The 17,565-nt window shown below is 39.8% G+C and carries 24 protein-coding genes and 1 tRNA gene; 13 read left to right on the top strand and 12 right to left on the bottom strand.

Features of this window, described 5'->3' with window-relative positions:
- The 5 genes from IM450_RS09775 to IM450_RS09755 form a co-directional block, all read right to left on the bottom strand.
- Window positions 1–1,623 (bottom strand): hypothetical protein (locus tag IM450_RS09775; RefSeq protein WP_287670976.1); only part of this gene is annotated, 1,623 nt, incomplete at its 3' end.
- Between the two features lie 10 nt (window positions 1,624–1,633).
- Window positions 1,634–2,698: an NAD-dependent epimerase/dehydratase family protein gene (locus IM450_RS09770; protein WP_287670974.1), complete on the bottom strand. Its 1,065-nt coding sequence runs from the start codon at window positions 2,696–2,698 to the stop codon at window positions 1,634–1,636.
- Between the two features lie 27 nt (window positions 2,699–2,725).
- Window positions 2,726–3,997, bottom strand: a complete 1,272-nt coding sequence (locus tag IM450_RS09765) for a glycosyltransferase (protein WP_002801531.1) — start codon at window positions 3,995–3,997, stop codon at window positions 2,726–2,728.
- A gap of 179 nt (window positions 3,998–4,176) precedes the next feature.
- Entirely contained in the window at window positions 4,177–5,244 is a 1,068-nt protein-coding gene (locus IM450_RS09760) for an NAD-dependent epimerase/dehydratase family protein (RefSeq protein WP_002801532.1), read from the bottom strand.
- Window positions 5,245–5,314: 70 nt separating this feature from the next.
- Window positions 5,315–6,094, bottom strand: a complete 780-nt coding sequence (locus IM450_RS09755; protein WP_287670970.1) for a pantothenate kinase — start codon at window positions 6,092–6,094, stop codon at window positions 5,315–5,317.
- 387 nt (window positions 6,095–6,481) lie between these two features.
- Here IM450_RS09755 and IM450_RS09750 point away from each other — a divergent pair, with 387 nt between their 5' ends.
- Window positions 6,482–7,759: a M16 family metallopeptidase gene (locus tag IM450_RS09750; RefSeq protein WP_287670968.1), complete on the top strand. Its 1,278-nt coding sequence runs from the start codon at window positions 6,482–6,484 to the stop codon at window positions 7,757–7,759.
- 3 nt (window positions 7,760–7,762) lie between these two features.
- Window positions 7,763–9,022 (top strand): M16 family metallopeptidase, encoded by a 1,260-nt coding sequence (locus tag IM450_RS09745; RefSeq protein ID WP_287670966.1) that lies wholly within the window; start codon window positions 7,763–7,765, stop codon window positions 9,020–9,022.
- A gap of 52 nt (window positions 9,023–9,074) precedes the next feature.
- On the opposite strand, the gene IM450_RS09740 is transcribed toward IM450_RS09745, so the two are convergent.
- Window positions 9,075–9,146 (bottom strand) — tRNA-Asn (locus IM450_RS09740).
- A gap of 147 nt (window positions 9,147–9,293) precedes the next feature.
- Between IM450_RS09740 and IM450_RS09735 the strand changes: the two genes are divergently transcribed.
- The 7 genes from IM450_RS09735 (at window position 9,294) to IM450_RS09705 (ending at window position 13,230) form a co-directional block, all read left to right on the top strand.
- On the top strand, window positions 9,294–9,767 hold the full coding sequence (locus IM450_RS09735; protein ID WP_287670964.1) for a hypothetical protein: 474 nt from the start codon (window positions 9,294–9,296) through the stop codon (window positions 9,765–9,767).
- Window positions 9,768–10,129: 362 nt separating this feature from the next.
- Window positions 10,130–10,717, top strand: coding sequence for a hypothetical protein (locus tag IM450_RS09730; protein ID WP_287657630.1), 588 nt, complete (start codon window positions 10,130–10,132; stop codon window positions 10,715–10,717).
- A gap of 325 nt (window positions 10,718–11,042) precedes the next feature.
- Window positions 11,043–11,291 carry a DUF4160 domain-containing protein gene (locus IM450_RS09725; protein WP_002736965.1) on the top strand — a complete coding sequence of 83 codons (249 nt, stop codon included), beginning with the start codon at window positions 11,043–11,045 and terminating at the stop codon, window positions 11,289–11,291.
- 4 nt (window positions 11,292–11,295) lie between these two features.
- Window positions 11,296–11,541 (top strand): DUF2442 domain-containing protein, encoded by a 246-nt coding sequence (locus IM450_RS09720; protein ID WP_287670962.1) that lies wholly within the window; start codon window positions 11,296–11,298, stop codon window positions 11,539–11,541.
- Window positions 11,542–11,717: 176 nt separating this feature from the next.
- Window positions 11,718–11,945 (top strand): hypothetical protein, encoded by a 228-nt coding sequence (locus IM450_RS09715; RefSeq protein WP_158199689.1) that lies wholly within the window; start codon window positions 11,718–11,720, stop codon window positions 11,943–11,945.
- Complete coding sequence (locus tag IM450_RS09710; protein WP_158199688.1) at window positions 11,942–12,211, top strand: type II toxin-antitoxin system RelE/ParE family toxin; 270 nt, start codon at window positions 11,942–11,944, stop codon at window positions 12,209–12,211. Before IM450_RS09715 ends, IM450_RS09710 begins: the two co-directional genes overlap by 4 nt.
- A gap of 83 nt (window positions 12,212–12,294) precedes the next feature.
- Window positions 12,295–13,230 (top strand): DUF4238 domain-containing protein, encoded by a 936-nt coding sequence (locus IM450_RS09705; RefSeq protein ID WP_287670958.1) that lies wholly within the window; start codon window positions 12,295–12,297, stop codon window positions 13,228–13,230.
- Here IM450_RS09705 and IM450_RS09700 read toward each other — a convergent pair.
- Window positions 13,220–13,396: a hypothetical protein gene (locus IM450_RS09700; protein ID WP_287670956.1), complete on the bottom strand. Its 177-nt coding sequence runs from the start codon at window positions 13,394–13,396 to the stop codon at window positions 13,220–13,222. The genes IM450_RS09705 and IM450_RS09700 overlap by 11 nt on opposite strands.
- Window positions 13,397–13,477: 81 nt before the next feature.
- Between IM450_RS09700 and IM450_RS09695 the strand changes: the two genes are divergently transcribed.
- Both IM450_RS09695 and IM450_RS09690 read left to right on the top strand, forming a co-directional pair.
- Window positions 13,478–13,711 (top strand): hypothetical protein, encoded by a 234-nt coding sequence (locus IM450_RS09695; RefSeq protein WP_002801545.1) that lies wholly within the window; start codon window positions 13,478–13,480, stop codon window positions 13,709–13,711.
- Window positions 13,708–14,049, top strand: coding sequence for a type II toxin-antitoxin system PemK/MazF family toxin (locus IM450_RS09690; RefSeq protein WP_002801547.1), 342 nt, complete (start codon window positions 13,708–13,710; stop codon window positions 14,047–14,049). Before IM450_RS09695 ends, IM450_RS09690 begins: the two co-directional genes overlap by 4 nt.
- Window positions 14,050–14,249: 200 nt before the next feature.
- Here the strand turns inward: IM450_RS09690 and IM450_RS09685 are convergent, their stop codons facing one another.
- From IM450_RS09685 to IM450_RS09675, 3 genes are all read right to left on the bottom strand, one after another.
- Window positions 14,250–15,557 carry an FG-GAP repeat protein gene (locus IM450_RS09685; RefSeq protein WP_287670954.1) on the bottom strand — a complete coding sequence of 436 codons (1,308 nt, stop codon included), beginning with the start codon at window positions 15,555–15,557 and terminating at the stop codon, window positions 14,250–14,252.
- A 138-nt stretch (window positions 15,558–15,695) separates the two neighbouring features.
- Window positions 15,696–15,902 carry a hypothetical protein gene (locus tag IM450_RS09680; RefSeq protein WP_287670952.1) on the bottom strand — a complete coding sequence of 69 codons (207 nt, stop codon included), beginning with the start codon at window positions 15,900–15,902 and terminating at the stop codon, window positions 15,696–15,698.
- A 20-nt stretch (window positions 15,903–15,922) separates the two neighbouring features.
- Window positions 15,923–16,072 (bottom strand): hypothetical protein, encoded by a 150-nt coding sequence (locus IM450_RS09675; protein WP_287670950.1) that lies wholly within the window; start codon window positions 16,070–16,072, stop codon window positions 15,923–15,925.
- 90 nt (window positions 16,073–16,162) lie between these two features.
- Here IM450_RS09675 and IM450_RS09670 point away from each other — a divergent pair, with 90 nt between their 5' ends.
- Window positions 16,163–16,417: a hypothetical protein gene (locus IM450_RS09670; protein WP_287670948.1), complete on the top strand. Its 255-nt coding sequence runs from the start codon at window positions 16,163–16,165 to the stop codon at window positions 16,415–16,417.
- Window positions 16,398–16,658: a Txe/YoeB family addiction module toxin gene (locus IM450_RS09665; RefSeq protein ID WP_002735847.1), complete on the top strand. Its 261-nt coding sequence runs from the start codon at window positions 16,398–16,400 to the stop codon at window positions 16,656–16,658. The genes IM450_RS09670 and IM450_RS09665 overlap by 20 nt, the downstream gene beginning before the upstream one ends.
- 187 nt (window positions 16,659–16,845) lie before the next feature.
- On the opposite strand, the gene IM450_RS09660 is transcribed toward IM450_RS09665, so the two are convergent.
- Window positions 16,846–17,160, bottom strand: coding sequence for a HigA family addiction module antitoxin (locus IM450_RS09660; RefSeq protein WP_002801551.1), 315 nt, complete (start codon window positions 17,158–17,160; stop codon window positions 16,846–16,848).
- Window positions 17,161–17,170: 10 nt separating this feature from the next.
- On the bottom strand, window positions 17,171–17,452 hold the full coding sequence (locus IM450_RS09655; protein WP_002795678.1) for a type II toxin-antitoxin system RelE/ParE family toxin: 282 nt from the start codon (window positions 17,450–17,452) through the stop codon (window positions 17,171–17,173).
- Window positions 17,453–17,565 lie beyond the last annotated feature (113 nt).

The raw sequence follows: 17,565 nt of genomic DNA, 5'->3' as shown, positions 1-17,565 counted from the left end.
ATCCAGTTTTTCTGTATAAGCAGAATAGGATTGAATAATCGGCCTCGGTTTCCAATTAAGCTGATTGCCCGGAATAAGTGAAAATTCCCAGGGAATTATATCAATAGTTTTGCCTTGCACTTTTTCCAGCACAGAATCGGGTATTTTGGTAGCGGTAGCAATGACTTGTAAATTTTGAGTTGTACTTCTTTCACCTCGCATCTTTAATTCTGTGGGATTAAGGATAGAGGAAATGACCACCCCAATATTATTAACCACTCTATCGGGACTGAAATTACTCCACTGGCGAGCATTTTCCAGTATGGTTGAATTAGGACTAGAGGTGATAATAATACATCCCAAAAAAATTATTCCCCAAGCACAATAAGCAATTTTCTTAAACCGAGATTTTTTAATAATTGTTGTATAGAGAGAAGCTAAGATAATAACCACAAGTGTAAAAACAACAACGTGAGCATCTTGCCTAACAAATCCATGCTTAAATGATAAAAATATAGGGAAAATATAGGCAATAGCCAGACTAATTTTTTGGTCTATAATTGCCAGCGACATTAAAAGCAAACTTAAGGCAAAACAGAGCAAAGCAATTAGTAAACGCGGGTAATTTCCTACAATACTCATCGCACTGGAATAACCAGAAGAAATTTGCCAAGAATTGCTCAAATATTCCATGAGAGAGGGAAAATTATTTAGATTAATTGTTTGGACGAGAAGTAACCCATAAAGCCCATAAAATACTAACAGAGGTAACAAGTTAAGCAAGTGGTTCTGATTAAATAGAAGATAGATTCTGCCTTTGATCCCCCTTGCCTCCCTTAATACGGGGGGTGCTGATAGGTGAGTATATCTGACGATAAACCAGAGAGCCAAAGCTACTCCTCCGGCAATGCAAAAATTAACTATAATGTGAATAAAGGCTCGGTTAGAGGCAGCTGGATAGAGAAAAATAAAGGCAATGGAAGGAATGGTTAAAGTTAAGTTGATACCAGCGAGAACATTTTTTATAACTATCGATGGTGACTTCTGAAAATATCCCCGAACAATATTAACAAGTATGTAGATAAACAGGCTGCCTGCTAGATAAATTCCTAGAGTTAGTTTAGTGAGTATAGAGAACCCACTGATCATGCCAATAGCTATAGCTAAATAATTGATGTACTTTTGAAAAAAGTTATCAAAAGACATGAGTATCAAAAGGATAAATGTCATCTGATAATCAACAGTAAAGCCGATACTGGTGTAGGGATTTCCTACTAGAGTGGCAAAAATAATTGACAGCACAAAAACTATTTGATTGCTATAGCTTTTAATAAATAATAATCTGAGAATAACCACCCCTAATAGACAAAGGTGTATCAACCAGCGAAAATAGATAATTTGGGAAAAGTTGTGATTTAAAGATGTGCCATGAACCAGATAGCCTAGGGGTCCATAGGTGAAGATAATATCTTGTCCAAAAATTAACTGTTTATGGGCAGCATCACTAATAGCAAAAGCCCAAGAAGCATCTAAACCAATTTCTAGCCAATCAATACTAGGCAAATTTGCCAGAAAAAAGTAGGCGGTAATGATAATTAGTATTCCCTTGACGACTACAGGTGATTTGAGAGATTTTTTCTGCATAATTGTTCAGTTAAAAAATACCTTTAAGTTCCTTCTCATGATTATAAATCCAATCAAAAATATCTTGGATTAATTTTCTACCGTCTCGCTGGGGTTGCCATCCAGTTATAGAACTGATTTTGCGAGAATCAGTGATAAAAATTGGCATATCTCCGGTGCGATTTTCGGGAATTGCCTCAATCATTATACTATTGCCCGTGATTTCTTGACATAGTTTGGTGGTTTCGTAAAGAGACAAAGAAAAATCTTGCCCACCCCCCACATTAAAAGTCTGCCCTTTGAATTGTTCTAAATTAGCAATCTGAATATCGATTAAATCGAGTAAATCAGCTACATGAAGAAAATCTCTAACCTGTTTCCCTGTACCCCCATAACCGATATATTTTAAGGACTTCTGAAAGTAATGATTAGCTACCCAAAGGGCAAAAACTCCCTGATCAACTTTTCCCATCTGCCAAGGACCGGTTAAAACTCCACAGCGATTAATTAAAGTTCTTAATCCGTAGGCATCCCCATATTCATCAATAATCAATTCCGATGCTAACTTAGTGGAACCGTAGAGAGAACGGGGCAAATCTAAGGGAAACCGTTCACTTATACCAAAAGCAGAAACCCCGGGTAAATCTTGCTGTTCAGATAACTGAAAACGAGTATCTGTTTCTGTATAGTTTAATTGATTAAGATAGGCTATAGGATAAACTCTGCTGGTGGAGAGAAAAATAAAATCTGCTTGGGTTTGTCTAGCTAATTCTAAACAGTTAATCGTTCCAATTAAGTTAGTCTGCAAAACATAGCCGGGGGAATTATAACCAGCTAAAACGGAAGGTTCTGCCGAACATTCTAGGATTAAATCCACTGGCAAAGCGGATGCTTCTAAGTCTTCCGCATTTCTGACATCTCCATGAACAAATTCAATTCCCGCTTGTTTGAGACGGGGAATATTTAATTCAGAACCGCGACGTTTTAAGTTATCTAAAGCGATAATTTTCCAATCAGGATAACGTTGGGCTAATCCCAAACCTAAAGAACTGCCCACAAAACCCGCACCACCAGTAATTAACACTTGCCTAGTCATCAAAAATACTCCACTAGATGATAATTATCAAACAACTTGATTTTTTTTCCGTTTGCGCTTATAGTCGCCTCTAGAAAGGTGTTTTTCTAACCAGATAGAGAGAACTATAAATAAATAACGACTGCCCATTTCCTTGAGTTTTAACTTGGAAACCCCCGTGGTACGATTGCGCCAAGTGATGGGAATTGTCGTATAGGAATATCCTCGCACGATTGCTTTTAAGGGCATCTCTACTGTTAAGTTAAAATGGTGAGATAGTAGAGGTGAGATTCCTTCGATAACCTCCTTACGATAGATTTTAAAGGCGTTAGTGGTATCATTAAATTTTAGCCCAAATAAAACTTGAATGAATAGATTAGCCAAACGATTGACGAATAACTTGTGCTTGGGATAATCAATAACTTTTCCTCCTTTGATAAAACGAGAACCAAAAACGCAATCGTAGCCTTCTTGGAGTTTATAATAATAGTCCACCATGTTATCGGGAGAGTCGGAATTATCTGCCATTACTACTGCAACTGCATCCCCGCTAAAATTTTCTAACCCACAGCGTACCGCAAAACCAAAACCATTGGGATAATAGTTATTGATGTAGCGAATCCGAGGATTGTCTTGGTTGATTTTTTGCAGAACTGCTTCGGTGTTATCTTTGCTATTGTCATTAACCACTAGGATTTCATAATCAATTTTATCCTCTTCTAAACGTTCGGATATTAAGTGAGTTGTGCTTTCGATGCAATCTTCTTCGTTGTAAGCAGGAATAACTATTGATAGGGTTTTTACCCCATGGTTATCCCTTGATTGACGTGGGTGAGAGTAACCGTCCATCTCGAAAGCTGGTGCTAATCCTTCCGGATAGTACATTTCTGTCTCATTAGTCTTATTCTTGGGTTTAAAAATTAGGCTATCACTGGCGACATAATTAATACTAGCACCCACTAAAACCCCGATCATTGTGTTAACTCCGGGGCTAATTCCTAACCAGTTTAAGAAGGGAAATATCAAGAAAACTCGCAGTAAAACTGCTAAACCTGCCGAGAGATGATAGAGAGGAAGTTGTATCAAAATCACATCTCTGATTGTCCAATCTCCTCCAGTCCACACCCAGATTCTATAGATAAAAAAACTAGCAATTAAAGATATTTCTATCGAAATGACATTAGCAACATTCTTCAAAAATGGTGTATTAAATCCCAAGTCATCAATGAACCAATAAATTAAGAATAAGTTGATTAGAAATGCCACTCCCCCAGCAATGAGAAATCGGAAAATTTTATTGTTGTAGATTTTAGTTAACATAATGGTATCTTAAAATATGCTCTGGTTTAGTTTTTCTAGGTCAATATTGCGATTAATATCCTCTTACTAACTAATTAACATAGTCCCTCAATTACTAGCAGTATATTTTGCTAAAAATCACTTTGGTAACGAGGGAAAACTAGCAGATAAAAATTGACCAGAATAATTCTTGATTTACCCTAAGTCCAACGGCTAACGTTTTGACTAAAAATCTCCTTGAGAATATCCGTTACTGTGTAGGTTAACTGCCAATCAGGATAATGATTTTTAAACTTACTCACATCAGAAATCCACCAGATATGATCACCAATACGATTGGTCTCTACATACTGCCAGTTTAACTTTTTATCCGCAATCGCTTCACATTCTTGAATAGCTTCTAACATGGAACAATTACTAAAGCGACTACCACCGATATTATAAACTTCTGCTACTCGCGGGGCCTGATAAAAATGATAGAAAGCATTGACGAGATCGTAACTATGAATATTATCGCGTACCTGCTTACCCTTATACCCATAAATACTGTATTCTTTGCCAATCATCGTACATTTCATCAAGTAGGATAAAAACCCGTGTAATTGGGTTCCCGAATGACTTGGACCGGTTAAACAACCGCCACGAAAAGAGGCAGTTTTCATCTCAAAATAACGCCCATATTCCTGTACTAACACATCCGCTGCCACTTTCGAGGCACCAAACAAAGAATGTTTACAAGCATCAATACTCATCAACTCGTCAATACCTTGAGCAAAATAAGGATGATTTTCCGAGATTTCCCAACGTAGTTCTTTTTCTACTAAAGGTAATTCATTCGGTCTATCCCCGTAAACTTTATTGGTGGAACAGAAAATAAATACTGCTTGGGGACAGTGTTGACGAGTATTTTCTAATAATACTAAAGTTCCGTTAGCATTGACACTAAAATCCATATAGGGATCCTTAGCTGCCCAATCGTGGGAAGGTTGCGCCGCCGTATGGATAATTAAGGATATATCATGACTATAGGTTTTAAAGATAGCTGAAATAGCTTCATGATCGCGAATATCCACAGCATGGTGAATGTATTTATCCCCGTAATCTTGGGATAATTTGGCTCGATTCCACTCCGTTGAAGCGTCTTCACCAAAAAATACCTGACGCATATTATTATCGATGCCGACAACGGTATAACCCCGATCACAAAAAAATCTCACTGATTCGGAACCGATTAAACCAGCAGAACCGGTTACTAGAATGATCGCCATAACTATATCCTGAATTTTTTGCCCAGTTGTTGAGAAATTTCCCAAGTTGAGAAAACTTTCTCCGACTTTACTAGATATGTTCGCCTTTGTCAATTAAACAGGAGGAGATTCCCCTAACTGCAGCAATTCCCTCAAAAATTATCGTCTTATCCACTAGGAGCGATTTAATGGCGTTTTCTTGCCAGTAATCCCTAATTAAGTCCCCATCTCCCCCTGTTAAAATTATCCTGCTCTCTGGATATAAATTTAACCATTCCCGACTGAATTTTTCTATTCCTGCCAAAATTGTATAGATTATCCCACTTCTTATCCCTTCTGCTGTTTCTTTTGCCCAGATCTGGGGTAATCTTTCCGGTAAGGACACCTCTGGTAAGGCTGCCGTCCGTTCCCTTAAACTGGCTAATTGCACCTTGAACCCGGGTAAAATTGCTCCCCCCACTAGCTTTTTATCCCCATCCACTCCCGTAAAAGTTAAGGCTGTCCCCGCATCGATGACTAAACAGGGAAATCCGTATTTTTCTCCAGCACCTAAGACAGCTAAAGCTCGATCAATGCCGAATGTTGCATATAAATCCAGCAAAGGAATGTCTTTTAAAGTAATTATCCCTAAATTGCCATAATTTGCCCATAATTCTCTTTGGCTAGGAACCACGGATGCGACAATCAATGCACAGTTACATTTATTTGTCAAGAGTTTAGGGAAAATTTGTTGCAAAAATTCATTACTTAGGGGTTCCCTCAGGTGGGGAGTATCGAGACAAGCTAACAGGGTTTGACCGCGAAAATACCCCCAATGTAGCCGAGAATTGCCGATCATCAAACCTATCCAGTCAGTATCTTGCTCAGTCATTTAGTTAGTGGGAATTATGAATTGGGGTGTGGGGTGTGGGGGGGGAATTATGAATTATGAATTATGAATTATGAATTGGGGTGTGGGGTGTGGGGTGTGGGGTGTGGGGGGGGAATTATGAATTATGAATTGGGGTGTGGGGTGTGGGGTGTGGGGTGTGGGGTGTGGGGTGTGGGGTGTGGGGTGTGGGGTGTGGGGTGTGGGGAGAATAAATAAAATAATCTCCTGTCTCGGAGTCTCCTGACTCCTGACTCCTGATGGCTTCAAGATAGCTGATATTTGGCGGAATTATCTAGAAATCATGACAAAAGTTTTTTAATGGTTAAACAGACAAGAGAATAAGATAACCTAGGTATAGAATTTAACAAAAAATCTGGTTAACGGACATTGATCAAGTCGATAGCGCAGTGTCAAACGAGTTCTTTTCCCGCTCAGGTATGGCAATTAGATCACGGTTTAACCGTAATTCATCAGTATTTACCCGTGACTCCTGTGGTGGTGGTGGATGTGTGGGTGAAAGCAGGTGCGATCGCTGAACCCGACTCATGGTTAGGTATGGCCCATTTTCTCGAACACATGATCTTTAAGGGGACGAAAAAACTCCCCCCCGGACTCTTTGACTATTTAATCGAAAATTGTGGCGGAATGACCAACGCTGCCACCAGTCACGATTACGCACACTTCTATCTCACCACCAGTGTGGATCAAATTGAACATACCTTACCCCATCTGGCCGAAATTCTCCTCCATGCTGAGATTGACGATGAGGAATTCTATCGGGAAAAAGATGTAGTTTTAGAAGAATTACGGGCCTGTTATGATGATCCCGATTGGATTGCCTACCAAACCCTCTGCGGAAGTATCTATCAAAACCATCCCTACGGACGCTCTATTCTAGGCGATCAACCCTGTTTAGAGCAATTAACCCCCAATCAAATGCGCTGTTTCCATCGCACTTATTATCAACCAGAAAATATGTGTGTGGCGATTATCGGGGGAATTGAACCCCAACCAGCTTTAGAAATTATCCGGCAATCTTTTCGGGAATTTCCCGTCCCCTCGGAATCCCCTGCGAATCTAGTGGCTGCCGAACCCCCCCTGATCGAAATTCGTCGTTCCCAAGTACATTTACCCCACCTAGAACATTCTCGTCTCTTGATGGGATGGACTGGACCAGGATGCGATCGCCTAGAAGATGCCTTTGGATTAGACTTGATTTCGGTAATTCTTGCCGGAGGACGCTGTTCGCGGTTAGTGCGACAGCTGCGGGAAGAAGCGCAAATCGTCCTCGATATTAACAGTAATTTTTCCCTGCAACGAGATTCCAGTCTCTTTACCATCGGTGCTTGGCTATCTAGCTCAGAAACTGAGACAATTGAAGGTATTATCTGTGAACACCTCCAATGTCTGCACGATGATCCCGTCACCCCCGCAGAATTACACCGCACTCAACAGTTATTAGCTAACGATTATATTTTCTCCACAGAAACCCCGGGCCAATTAGCGGGACTCTATGGATATTATCAAACCCTGAGAGCTGCCGACCTAGCAACGATCTATCCCCAAGTTATCCAAAGTTTTCAACCGTCAGATCTACAACGTCTGGCTCGTCAGTATCTCTCCCCGGAGCGATATGCTATTACAATAATGCAACCCTGTGAATAAACGATGTCCGCTTCCCCCATTCACCGCTTAACCTTAGAAAATGGCATCACCCTTTTAGTGGTGGAAAATACGGCCGTGGAGTTAGTTGCAGGGAGGATTTTTCTCAAAAATGCGGGTACTCGTTGGGAAAAACCCGAAAAAGCGGGTTTATTTCGTCTTTTAGCCGTGCTGCTCACCAAAGGTACAGAAAAGTTATCTTCCCTAGAAATTGCTGATCGCGTTGAGTCCACGGGGGCCAGTTTAAGTGCGGACACGGGGACTGATTATTTTGTGGTTAGTTTAAAGACCGTTACAAAGGATTTTTTAGATATATTGCGTCTAGCGGCGGAAATTATTCGTTTTCCCAGTTTTCCACCCCCAGAAATCGAATTAGAGAAAAATCTCACCCGTCAAAGCATTCGCTCTCAATTGGAACAGCCTTTTAATGTGGCTTTTAATCAATTACGCGCCGCTATGTACCCCGATCATCCCTATGGTATGTCTTTATTGGGTACGGAGGCAACGGTTTCTCAATTGCAACGGGAGGAGCTGCTGGCCTATCATAGTCGCTTTTTCCGTCCCGATAACCTGGTAATTAGTCTTTCTGGCCGTATTACCCTAGAGCAAGCAGTAAAAGCAGTGACGGAAATTTTTGGCAGTTGGTCAATTCCAGATATTCCTTTATCTAGTTTACCCCCGGCCGCTTTTGATTTTCAGCCCACCTGTTTAACTACCGTCCAAGCTAGTCAACAGGCGATCGTTATGTTAGGATACCCCGGGTCCTCTGTACAAGAGGATGATTATGCCGTTTTAAAATTATTGAGTACCTATCTGGGGAATGGGTTATCTAGTCGTCTATTCGTGGAATTGCGAGAAAAACGGGGATTAGCCTACGATGTTTCCGCTTTTTATCCCACCCGTCTCGATTCTTCCCAATTTGTCATTTATATGGGAACTGCACCTCAAAATACAGCGATCGCCGTGTCGGGATTGCGTCAGGAAGCAGAAAGGTTATATAAAGTAACTTTGAGTGAGGGGGAGTTACAGTCAGCTAAAAATAAGTTATTGGGTCAATATGCTCTCGGTAAACAAACTAACTCCGAAATCGCTCAATTATACGGTTGGTATGAAAGCTTAGGTTTGGGGATTGAATTCGATCGCACTTTCCTGGATTCTATTAATCAGATTACTCCCGAACAAGCGCGATCGGTAGCCAGCAAATATTTTCAAAATCCTTACATTTCTTTAGTCGGCCCAGAAAATGCGATCGCTGAAATTCTCTAGTCAGAGCAAAAAGCGGCAATAGTTTTTTATTGCCGCTTCTATTTCTGATTAACTCCCCGGGTGGGATTCGAACCTACGACCAATCGGTTAACAGCCGACCGCTCTACCACTGAGCTACCGAGGAAGGCTACTCACAATTAATAATTATAATCATAAGTCCCTCAATAATGCAAGTGCTTTCTGGATTTTTTCTCAAAAAAATTTCCGGTGCTGGTAGCGGTGGGCAGAGAATCAACTATTGTGGAGATAAGGACACCATTAAGTCTAGTCTATGCTTGCTCATCACCGCCGTCCCGTCTCCCTCTGTCTGCTCTCGACAGATCTACCCATCCTCTCCTCTTTAGACACTTCCGCTACCCTCTACCAAAAGGATCGCCACCGGTTTCATCTTCTCCTCAATCAACCCCCAGTCGCTCTCGCAGAAATAGAGACACTTAAACCCAAAAATAATCAAAATAAATTAATTTGGCTAGAAATTTCGGCCAATCGGGTAATTATGACCATGCAGGGCCAGGGAAGATTCGCCTATCGTCATTTTTGGGAGCAAGGGGTTTTTGGTGTCAGTCGCTTCTGGTTAAATGCCGAAAGTTCTCAACCGGGTTACGCTTTTCGCGTCCGCAACTATACCCGTAGTCTCCAATTAGAGGGGGATAATTTCCCCGAATATTTGCGTCTAGAGTACGAATTATGGTCAGATAACTTGATTTTAGGTCATTATGTCCTTCATTTGCAAGTACACCAATAAATAGGGTCGGCTGAATAGAGCTAAAAACATTGTTGGAGAATACTTTTAGACTTTTTGTCCTCAAAAAGTGCCAGCCGGTGGCAAAATTTAGGCACTTTTTTCCCGAAAATTAGGTAATTGTGGGGTGGATTGAAGACTTAGTGCTACACTTCCCGAAACGTCGATTTTATTTGAGCTTGTTGTTAGGAATCCACTTAAAAGAGGTTGTTTAATCTGGCTAATATGCTCTTGGGTATGATATGGGGAAAAGTTCCAGCAATTGCGCTAAAATGGAGCAGTATGCCGAAAGTTTCCACCTATCGTTACTCTGAGGACTGTTAGACAGAAAGTTTCTGTATAATCAATAGTTAGCCTATAAAGTCATGGAAAAATATCTTTTATACAAGAAACTACTGAGTGATGGTTTGCGAAAAAAGGCAAACATCATCGCCAACGAATTGGTTTTATATTGGAAAGAAACGAATGATAATAATTTATTAAATGAAATTTTAAATGATGGTGAAAGTAACAATATAAATCATATACTTTTTAAAGGAATAGTATTTCCTCACCTGCTTAGTGGATACCATGAAGGTAAACTTCAGGAAACAAAATTATTAATAAAACATATTCAACATTTTTATTCTGATCAAGAGTTGTGGGAAAAATTTGAATATAAAAGTGAACGGCAATTATTAATAGAGTTGTTAAATAGTTTTCCAGATGATGAGTGGGTAAAGACGACATATATTTGTAAGTTTATAGATTGGCTTCAGTTCTGTGGTCATGAATACCCTGCGGGAATTCTATATGGAATGAATGGAGCAAATGCACAAGAATGTGATGATATACTTTCAACTATTGATAATATCCATAAAATTGATCAGAAAAATATTTATTTTGAATTTCTTGAAGATTTAAAATATAAAACAGTAGAATATAAATCAAGGCTAAAAAGTCGCTACACCTGATGCGCTCCGCACGCAGGTGAGTTTAGCCGTTAGTCTGCTGAAGTCAGAAAAAAACAGCCGTAGGGTGCGTTCCCTAATGCAAGTCCTGCTACAAAGCGATCAATTTTGGGGAACGCACCATGCACATTGATGGCAGTGCGATCGCTGTTATCTTCTTGATTAAACTCTGAAATTGTCATTGCTTGGGATAGGAACGCCAAGGGCGATCGCTTTTTGGGGATGAGGAGTGCGATTGCTGATCTTGTCGTTTAGGTCGAGGTAACAAAACCCAACAAGCTTTGTTATAATATTTTTGTCATAAAGCAAGACTTATAAAAATAGATTTATGCCAGAAATTACTCGATTTTATGGAATTATCATTAAAATCTTTTTTGCCGATCATCCACCTCCCCATTTTCATGCGATTTATGGAGAATATAACGCCCTATTTAATCTGGAAACCTTAGAAATCATTGAAGGAGACTTACCTAATAGAGCCACAAAAATGGTTGTAGAATGGGCAACAATCTATCAATCAGAATTATTGAAAATGTGGAACACTCAAGAATTTAATAAATTACCACCTTTGAAATAAAACAATGCTTTATCCCAAAATAACATCAGCCGAAATCATTGAAAATTATACTATATTGGTGCATTTTTCTAATCATCAAGCTAGAAAATATAACTGTGAAAATCTACTAGAAAAAACGATGTTTTCTTCCCTTAAAAACTATGCTTTCTTTAAAAACTTTCAACTTGATCCATCAGGTAGCGGAATCGTTTGGAATGATGAAGTTGATATAAGCGAGTATGAAATTTGGATCAATGGAATTGAACTATGATTGCCGATCTTGTAGTGCGATCGCCGTCATCTTGTTGATTAAACTTGAAAATTGCGATCACTTTGGCTTTTGAAAGTGCGGTCTGCTTCGCAGTGCCTTCGGCAACGCTGATTTTTTAGAAAGCTTGATGGTGATATAATTTAAATAAAGACTGCGTAAAAAAGGAAAAAACAGCCGTGAGTCAAACAGAAATTACAGATTCTTTGCTAACTAGCACAGGTTTCTATAACCTCTTTCAAACCTTACCACTAGAAATCCGACAAGGCTTTCTACAACTTTTATTTCAAAATAATTCCTCTGAATTAGAAGACTTTATCCTTTATTTAGCTTGTGAAGATTCTCGAAAAGAAGGATTTTTATCTGAATTAGAGTCTCAATCTCTCTTGGAGAGTTTGCCTCAATGAAATATCAAATTGCCAAACGCTTCAAAAAAGATTTAGATAAAATTAACGACCAAAAAATTCTTGCAAAAGTTAGAAAATGTATTGAAGCAATTGGAAATTCTCAATCACTATCCGAAATCCCCGATCTTGAAGCACTAAAAGGCTTCTCAGGATATTATCGCATTAAATTTGACTACAGCTATCGTATTGGAATTTTTTGGGATGGCGAAGTTATCGAAATTCTCAAAATAGAGAGTCGAGAAGGATTTTACAAAAATTTCCCGTAGAAATTTAGACGATCGCCGTCACTCGACAATTAGCCAAAAACACAGCTATAATATTAATTAAACTAAATATCGTATTTTAATATATGAAAGATCGTCAACATTTCGTAACCCAAGCAGTACTTAGAAACTTTTCTTCATGCAAAAAAAAGGAGAAAATATTCGTCATTCTTCACAAAAACAATCAACTTGCAATACTACCAAAAGCTATAAATAGAACTTTTGAACAAAACAACTACTTCAAAACTAACGAAGAAAACTATGATTCATGGTTTGAAAATATTGATGCTCAAGCTCCATCTATAATAGCCTCAATTATTGAAAATGGGGTGGAAAACTTGACCACCCAAGAACGAGAAAAAATCAATGAATTCATGGCATTTCAATGGCTTAGATGTGCCGCAGTCAGAAACGAATCAATTTCGTTTTCTGAAATCTTAAAAGCTCCTCAAAAGGAGTATCTAGAACTTAAACAAAAAATCTATGATTTGGATAAGCAGAAAAAAATCTCTCTACATGACCTCAAAAATGACCCGCGCTGGTCGTCTTTTGAATATTTAGATAAAATGTTAGGAGAGGATTCGATTAAACATATTCATGCTAATTTGTTTACAGATATTCAAGTTTTAATCCAAAAACTTAACGATTTAACGTTAAGTAGTGTTAGTCCAAAATCATTGGATAGAAAAGACGAATATGTTATTAGTGCTTCCCCAGTTTTATATAATTGTTGGGAACCTGAATTCTATTTTCCTATCAGTCCAACTAATTACCTAAGATTTCATTCTATTGACAGTAGTTTCTCTCCACTGGATTCTAGGTTTCTTAATGAACTACAATTCATTAATGGTAGAGCTTATACTGGTTGCCGTGTTGCTGCTAGACATCAGGAAACTTTAGAATATCTTAAAAATACTCCATTACAAGACTGTGAAATAAAAAATTTAGAAAATTCTTTTTGGAAATACCTTTTTCTTGAAATGTATAAAAAAAATCAAGAAGCTAAAAAAGTTAGTGGTTAGAGTGATCGCTTTGGCATTTAAAAGTGCGATCGCCGTCATCTTGTTGATTAAACTTTAAAATTGTCACTGCTTGGGATAGGAACGCCAAGGGCGATCGCTTTTTGGGGATGAGGAGTGCGATGCCGAAGAACGTAGTGCGATCTCTGATCTGGTAGAAACCCAACATTACTTTTTCCCAAATTACCACCCAATATCTGAGTTATAATCAATAATATCCATTCTACACCTTAATCAAATCATTAAACTTATGTCTGCTACAATTCGTGAAGAACTTCACCAACAGATTGACCGATTACCTGATGACATTGTTGAAAAAATTGCCAACTTTACCCGATTAATTTCCCCTGAGCCAAACAACATTTCAGAATATACTAATTGGCAAGATGAAGACTGGCAAAAATTTTCATTAGAGCAATTTTTCAAAGAAGGAGATGAAATTGAATATTCCCTAGCAGATGCTCAAGAAATTTATCAACCATGAAACCAGGTGATATTGTTCTAATTCGTTTTCCTCAAGCAGACTTGAAATCAGGAAAACTGCGTCCAGCTTTAATTATTGCTATTTCACCAAGTCGCCATCGTGATTTATTACTTGCTTTAATTTCTTCTCGTCTCCATCAAGCTACTCTAGGATTTGACGAAATTATTAATACCTCAGATTCTGACTATATTACTACTGGACTTAAAGTGGCTTCTTTAATTCGACTAGGACGATTAACAAGTGTCGAATCATCTGTAATCAATGCACGTTTAGGAACTATCTCACCAGAAAGACTAATACGGATTAAAAATCTTTTAATCAATTGGCTAAGAAAATAAAATTAGTGCTGTAGGGTGCGTTCCCTAATGCAAGTCCTATTACTCCAGAGATCGCTTTTGGGGAACGCACCATGCACATTGATGGCAGCTGTCAGTCTAAGTGCGATGCCGAAGAACGTAGAAGCATGAAACCCAAGGACTGATCATGTTACGCTACCGCTAACCCGTCCTACAAATAATTTTGTCTCCCTCGCTATTTTCTAGACATCTTTCTCCTTGTCCTTTTTCCCTTTTTTAAGAAAAGGTAGAACACCTAAAACCACTCCTGTACCCAGGATAGTTAAGGATGGTTCAGGCACTTGCACTGTTTGAGTTTCTTGATACAAATAGGCTGACCCCGCAGTCGGTGCGCCGGTGCTATCGTTAGGAGCCCCAATCAAGGCAGATGTGCCACTGAAGGACACGGAATTGCCAAAATTGTCGCCATCTGCCGGGGTGGGGTTGTTGAAGGTTTGCTTGAGGGTGCCTGTGGTTGTCTCAAACAAATAGGCTGACCCCGCATTCTTTGCGCCGGTGTCATCGTTAATAGCCCCAATCAAGGCAGATGTGCCACTGAGGGACACGGAATGGCCAAAATTGTCGAAATCTGCCGGGGTGGGGTTGTTGAAGGTTTGCTTGAGGGTGCCTGTGGTTGTCTCAAACAAATAGGCTGACCCCGCATTCGTTGCGCCGGTGTTATCGTTAATAGCCCCAATCAAGGCAGATGTGCCACTGAGGGACACGGAATAGCCAAAATAGTCGTAATCTTCAGCGGTGGGGTTGTTGAAGGTTTTCAGGAGGTTGCCTGTGGTTGTATCAAACAAATAGGCTGACCCCGCAACCGTTGCGCCGGTGTTATCGCTAGGAGCCCCAATCAAGGCAGTTGTGCCACTGAGGGACACGGAAAGGCCAAAATTGTCGAAATCTTCAGCGGTGGGGTTGTTGAAGGTTTTCAGGAGGTTGCCTGTGGTTGTATCAAACAAATAGGCTGACCCCGCATTCGTTGCGCCGGTGTCATCCCGATAAGCCCCAATCAAGGCAGTTGTGCCACTGAGGGACACGGAATAGCCAAAATAGTCGTCATCTTCAGCGGTGGGGTTGTTGAAGGTTTTCAGGAGGTTGCCTGTGGTTGTATCAAACAAATAGGCTGACCCCGCACTCGTTGCGCCGGTGCTATCGTAAGGAGCCCCAATCAAGGCAGTTGTGCCACTGAGGGACACGGAATAGCCAAAATTGTCGGCACTTGCCGGGGTGGGGTTGTTGAAGGTTTGCTTGAGGGTGCCTGTGGTTGTATCAAACAAATAGGCTGACCCCGCACCCGGTGCGCCGGTGTTATCGTAAGGAGCCCCAATCAAGGCAGATGTACCACTGAGGGACACGGAACTGCCAAAATAGTCGTCATCTTCAGCGGTGGGGTTGTTGAAGGTTTTGGTTAAGGAGAGAGGGGTAAAGGCTTGAGCCGGGGCGATTACTCCCGCTAAGGAGGTTGTTCCTACCACCAATAGACAAGAAACAAGAGTTTTTATCATCTAGGTTTATCTGGGATTTAAGAATTGAGCTGCGCTGCTTTTGCCGGTTAGCTAAGGGACAACCAACTAAAAGTCGCAGATAGAGTATACACATTAACCCCCCCCGCATTGTATTCTACGATACATTTTAATAAATCTTTATATTCCTGGTATAGCAGTTCCAATACAAGGACCGCTATCGCCGTAGGGTGCGTTCCCTAATGCAAGTCCTGCTACAAAGCGATCGCTTTTGGGGAACGCACCATGCACATTGATGGCAGCTGTCAGTGTGATGCCGAAGAACGTAGTGCGATCGCTGTCATCTTCTTGATTAAACCTTAAAACTGGGATCTCTTTGAGTGTCATTAGTGCGATCGCTTTTCTTGTCAACAGCCGTAGCCGTAGGGTGCGTTCCCTAATGCAAGTCCTGCTACAAAGCGATCGCTTTTGGGGAACGCACCATGCACATTGATGGCAGTGCGATCGCTGTCATCTTGTTGATTAAACTTTAAAACTGGGATCTCTTTGAGTGTCATTAGTGCGATCGCTTTTCTTGTCAACAGTTCTAACTCATGCTGATTTTGATATAATAGCCATAATTGTTTGACATCTTAAGAGAAAAAATCATGATTAGAGCGATTAAACAGAAAGGAATTGTTGGCAGAGAAGGAAAAATAGAGCTTTATTCTACGGAACTAGAAGAAGGAACAGATGTGGATATTATTATTTTAGTGTCTGATTCTGAACCCGATACAACCGAATATCTTCTTTCAACAGAAGCCAATCAGCGTCAATTATCGGAAGCTATTGACAGAATAGAAAATAAAGAAAACTTAGTGACAATTACCGTAAAAGAATGGCGTGAAAAATATAGTATTTGATCCGAAAGCTTTTAAACAATTCAATGAATGGGCGATAGAAGACAAAAAACTCTATAAAAAAATCGTTGATTTAATTGACGACATATTGCGCCATCCCTTCTCTGGAATCGGTAAACCCGAACCCTTAAAACATCAACTCAAGGGTTATTGGTCAAGACGCATTAATGATGAACATCGCTTAGTTTATAAAATTACAGAAACAGAAATTATTATTATCAGTTGTAAATTTCATTATGACTAGGCTCAATGCGATCGCTGTCATCTTGTTGATTAAACTTTGAAATTGTCATTGCTCGGGATAGGAACGCCAAGGGCGATCGCTTTTTGGGCAGCAGCAGGAGTGAGTGCCGATTTTGTAGAGTTCGTCCCATGTACCTTTTACCCTTTTGAAAGTGTTTTAATCTCTGGGACTTAATCTAATTAAAAAATCAGGCAATTTGTTCGGAAATACGGGGCTGAATTTGCTGAATAATCTCCTCACGGTTAGATAAAGTCTTCAGATCATAAATTACTTGAAGACTGAGCCAGGAAGCAGCATCTCCGCCAAAATAGCAGGCTAATCTTGCTGCCGTATCAGCCGAAATAGAACGACGTTCTTTAACAATTTCATGAATACGAGATGCAGGAACCTTCAAGGCTAAAGCTAAAGCATTCACGCTCATATTTAGAGGAATCAAAAAATCTTCCCGCAGAATTTCTCCTGGGTGAACGGGTCGCATTTGATTAATAGGACGGTTATTCATAATTAATTATTTATGAGTGATAATCAACAATTTCAACATCAGTAGGTCCATTATTTGTCCAGATAAAACATAATCGAAACTGAGAATTAATCCGAATACTATATTGTTCTTTTCTATCGCCTTTTAAAGCTTCAAGTTGATTGCCTGGTGGAGAGCGCAGAAACTCTAAGGTTTGAGCCGCATCTAATTGAGTCAACTTCCGAATAGCAGTATCTTTGAAACCACGAAAACGAGGCGGATCTCCTCCTTCAAAAAGTAATCGCGTATGCTTGCATCGGAAAGATTGAATCATATTCAAATGCTATTCCGTTTTGCGTAATATGTCAAGCAAGAACATCAACTGATACTAAATCCGTTGAGTATAGGTAACATATTAGGATAGGCAAAAGGCAAGAGGCAAAAGGG

Origin of the sequence: Microcystis sp. M083S1 (assembly GCF_020246405.1) — a bacterium.
GTDB classification, from domain to species: Bacteria; Cyanobacteriota; Cyanobacteriia; order Cyanobacteriales; family Microcystaceae; genus Microcystis; species Microcystis aeruginosa_C.
The sequence above is the reverse complement of the archived record's forward strand: the minus strand, read 5'-3'. Positions and strand labels throughout refer to the sequence as shown.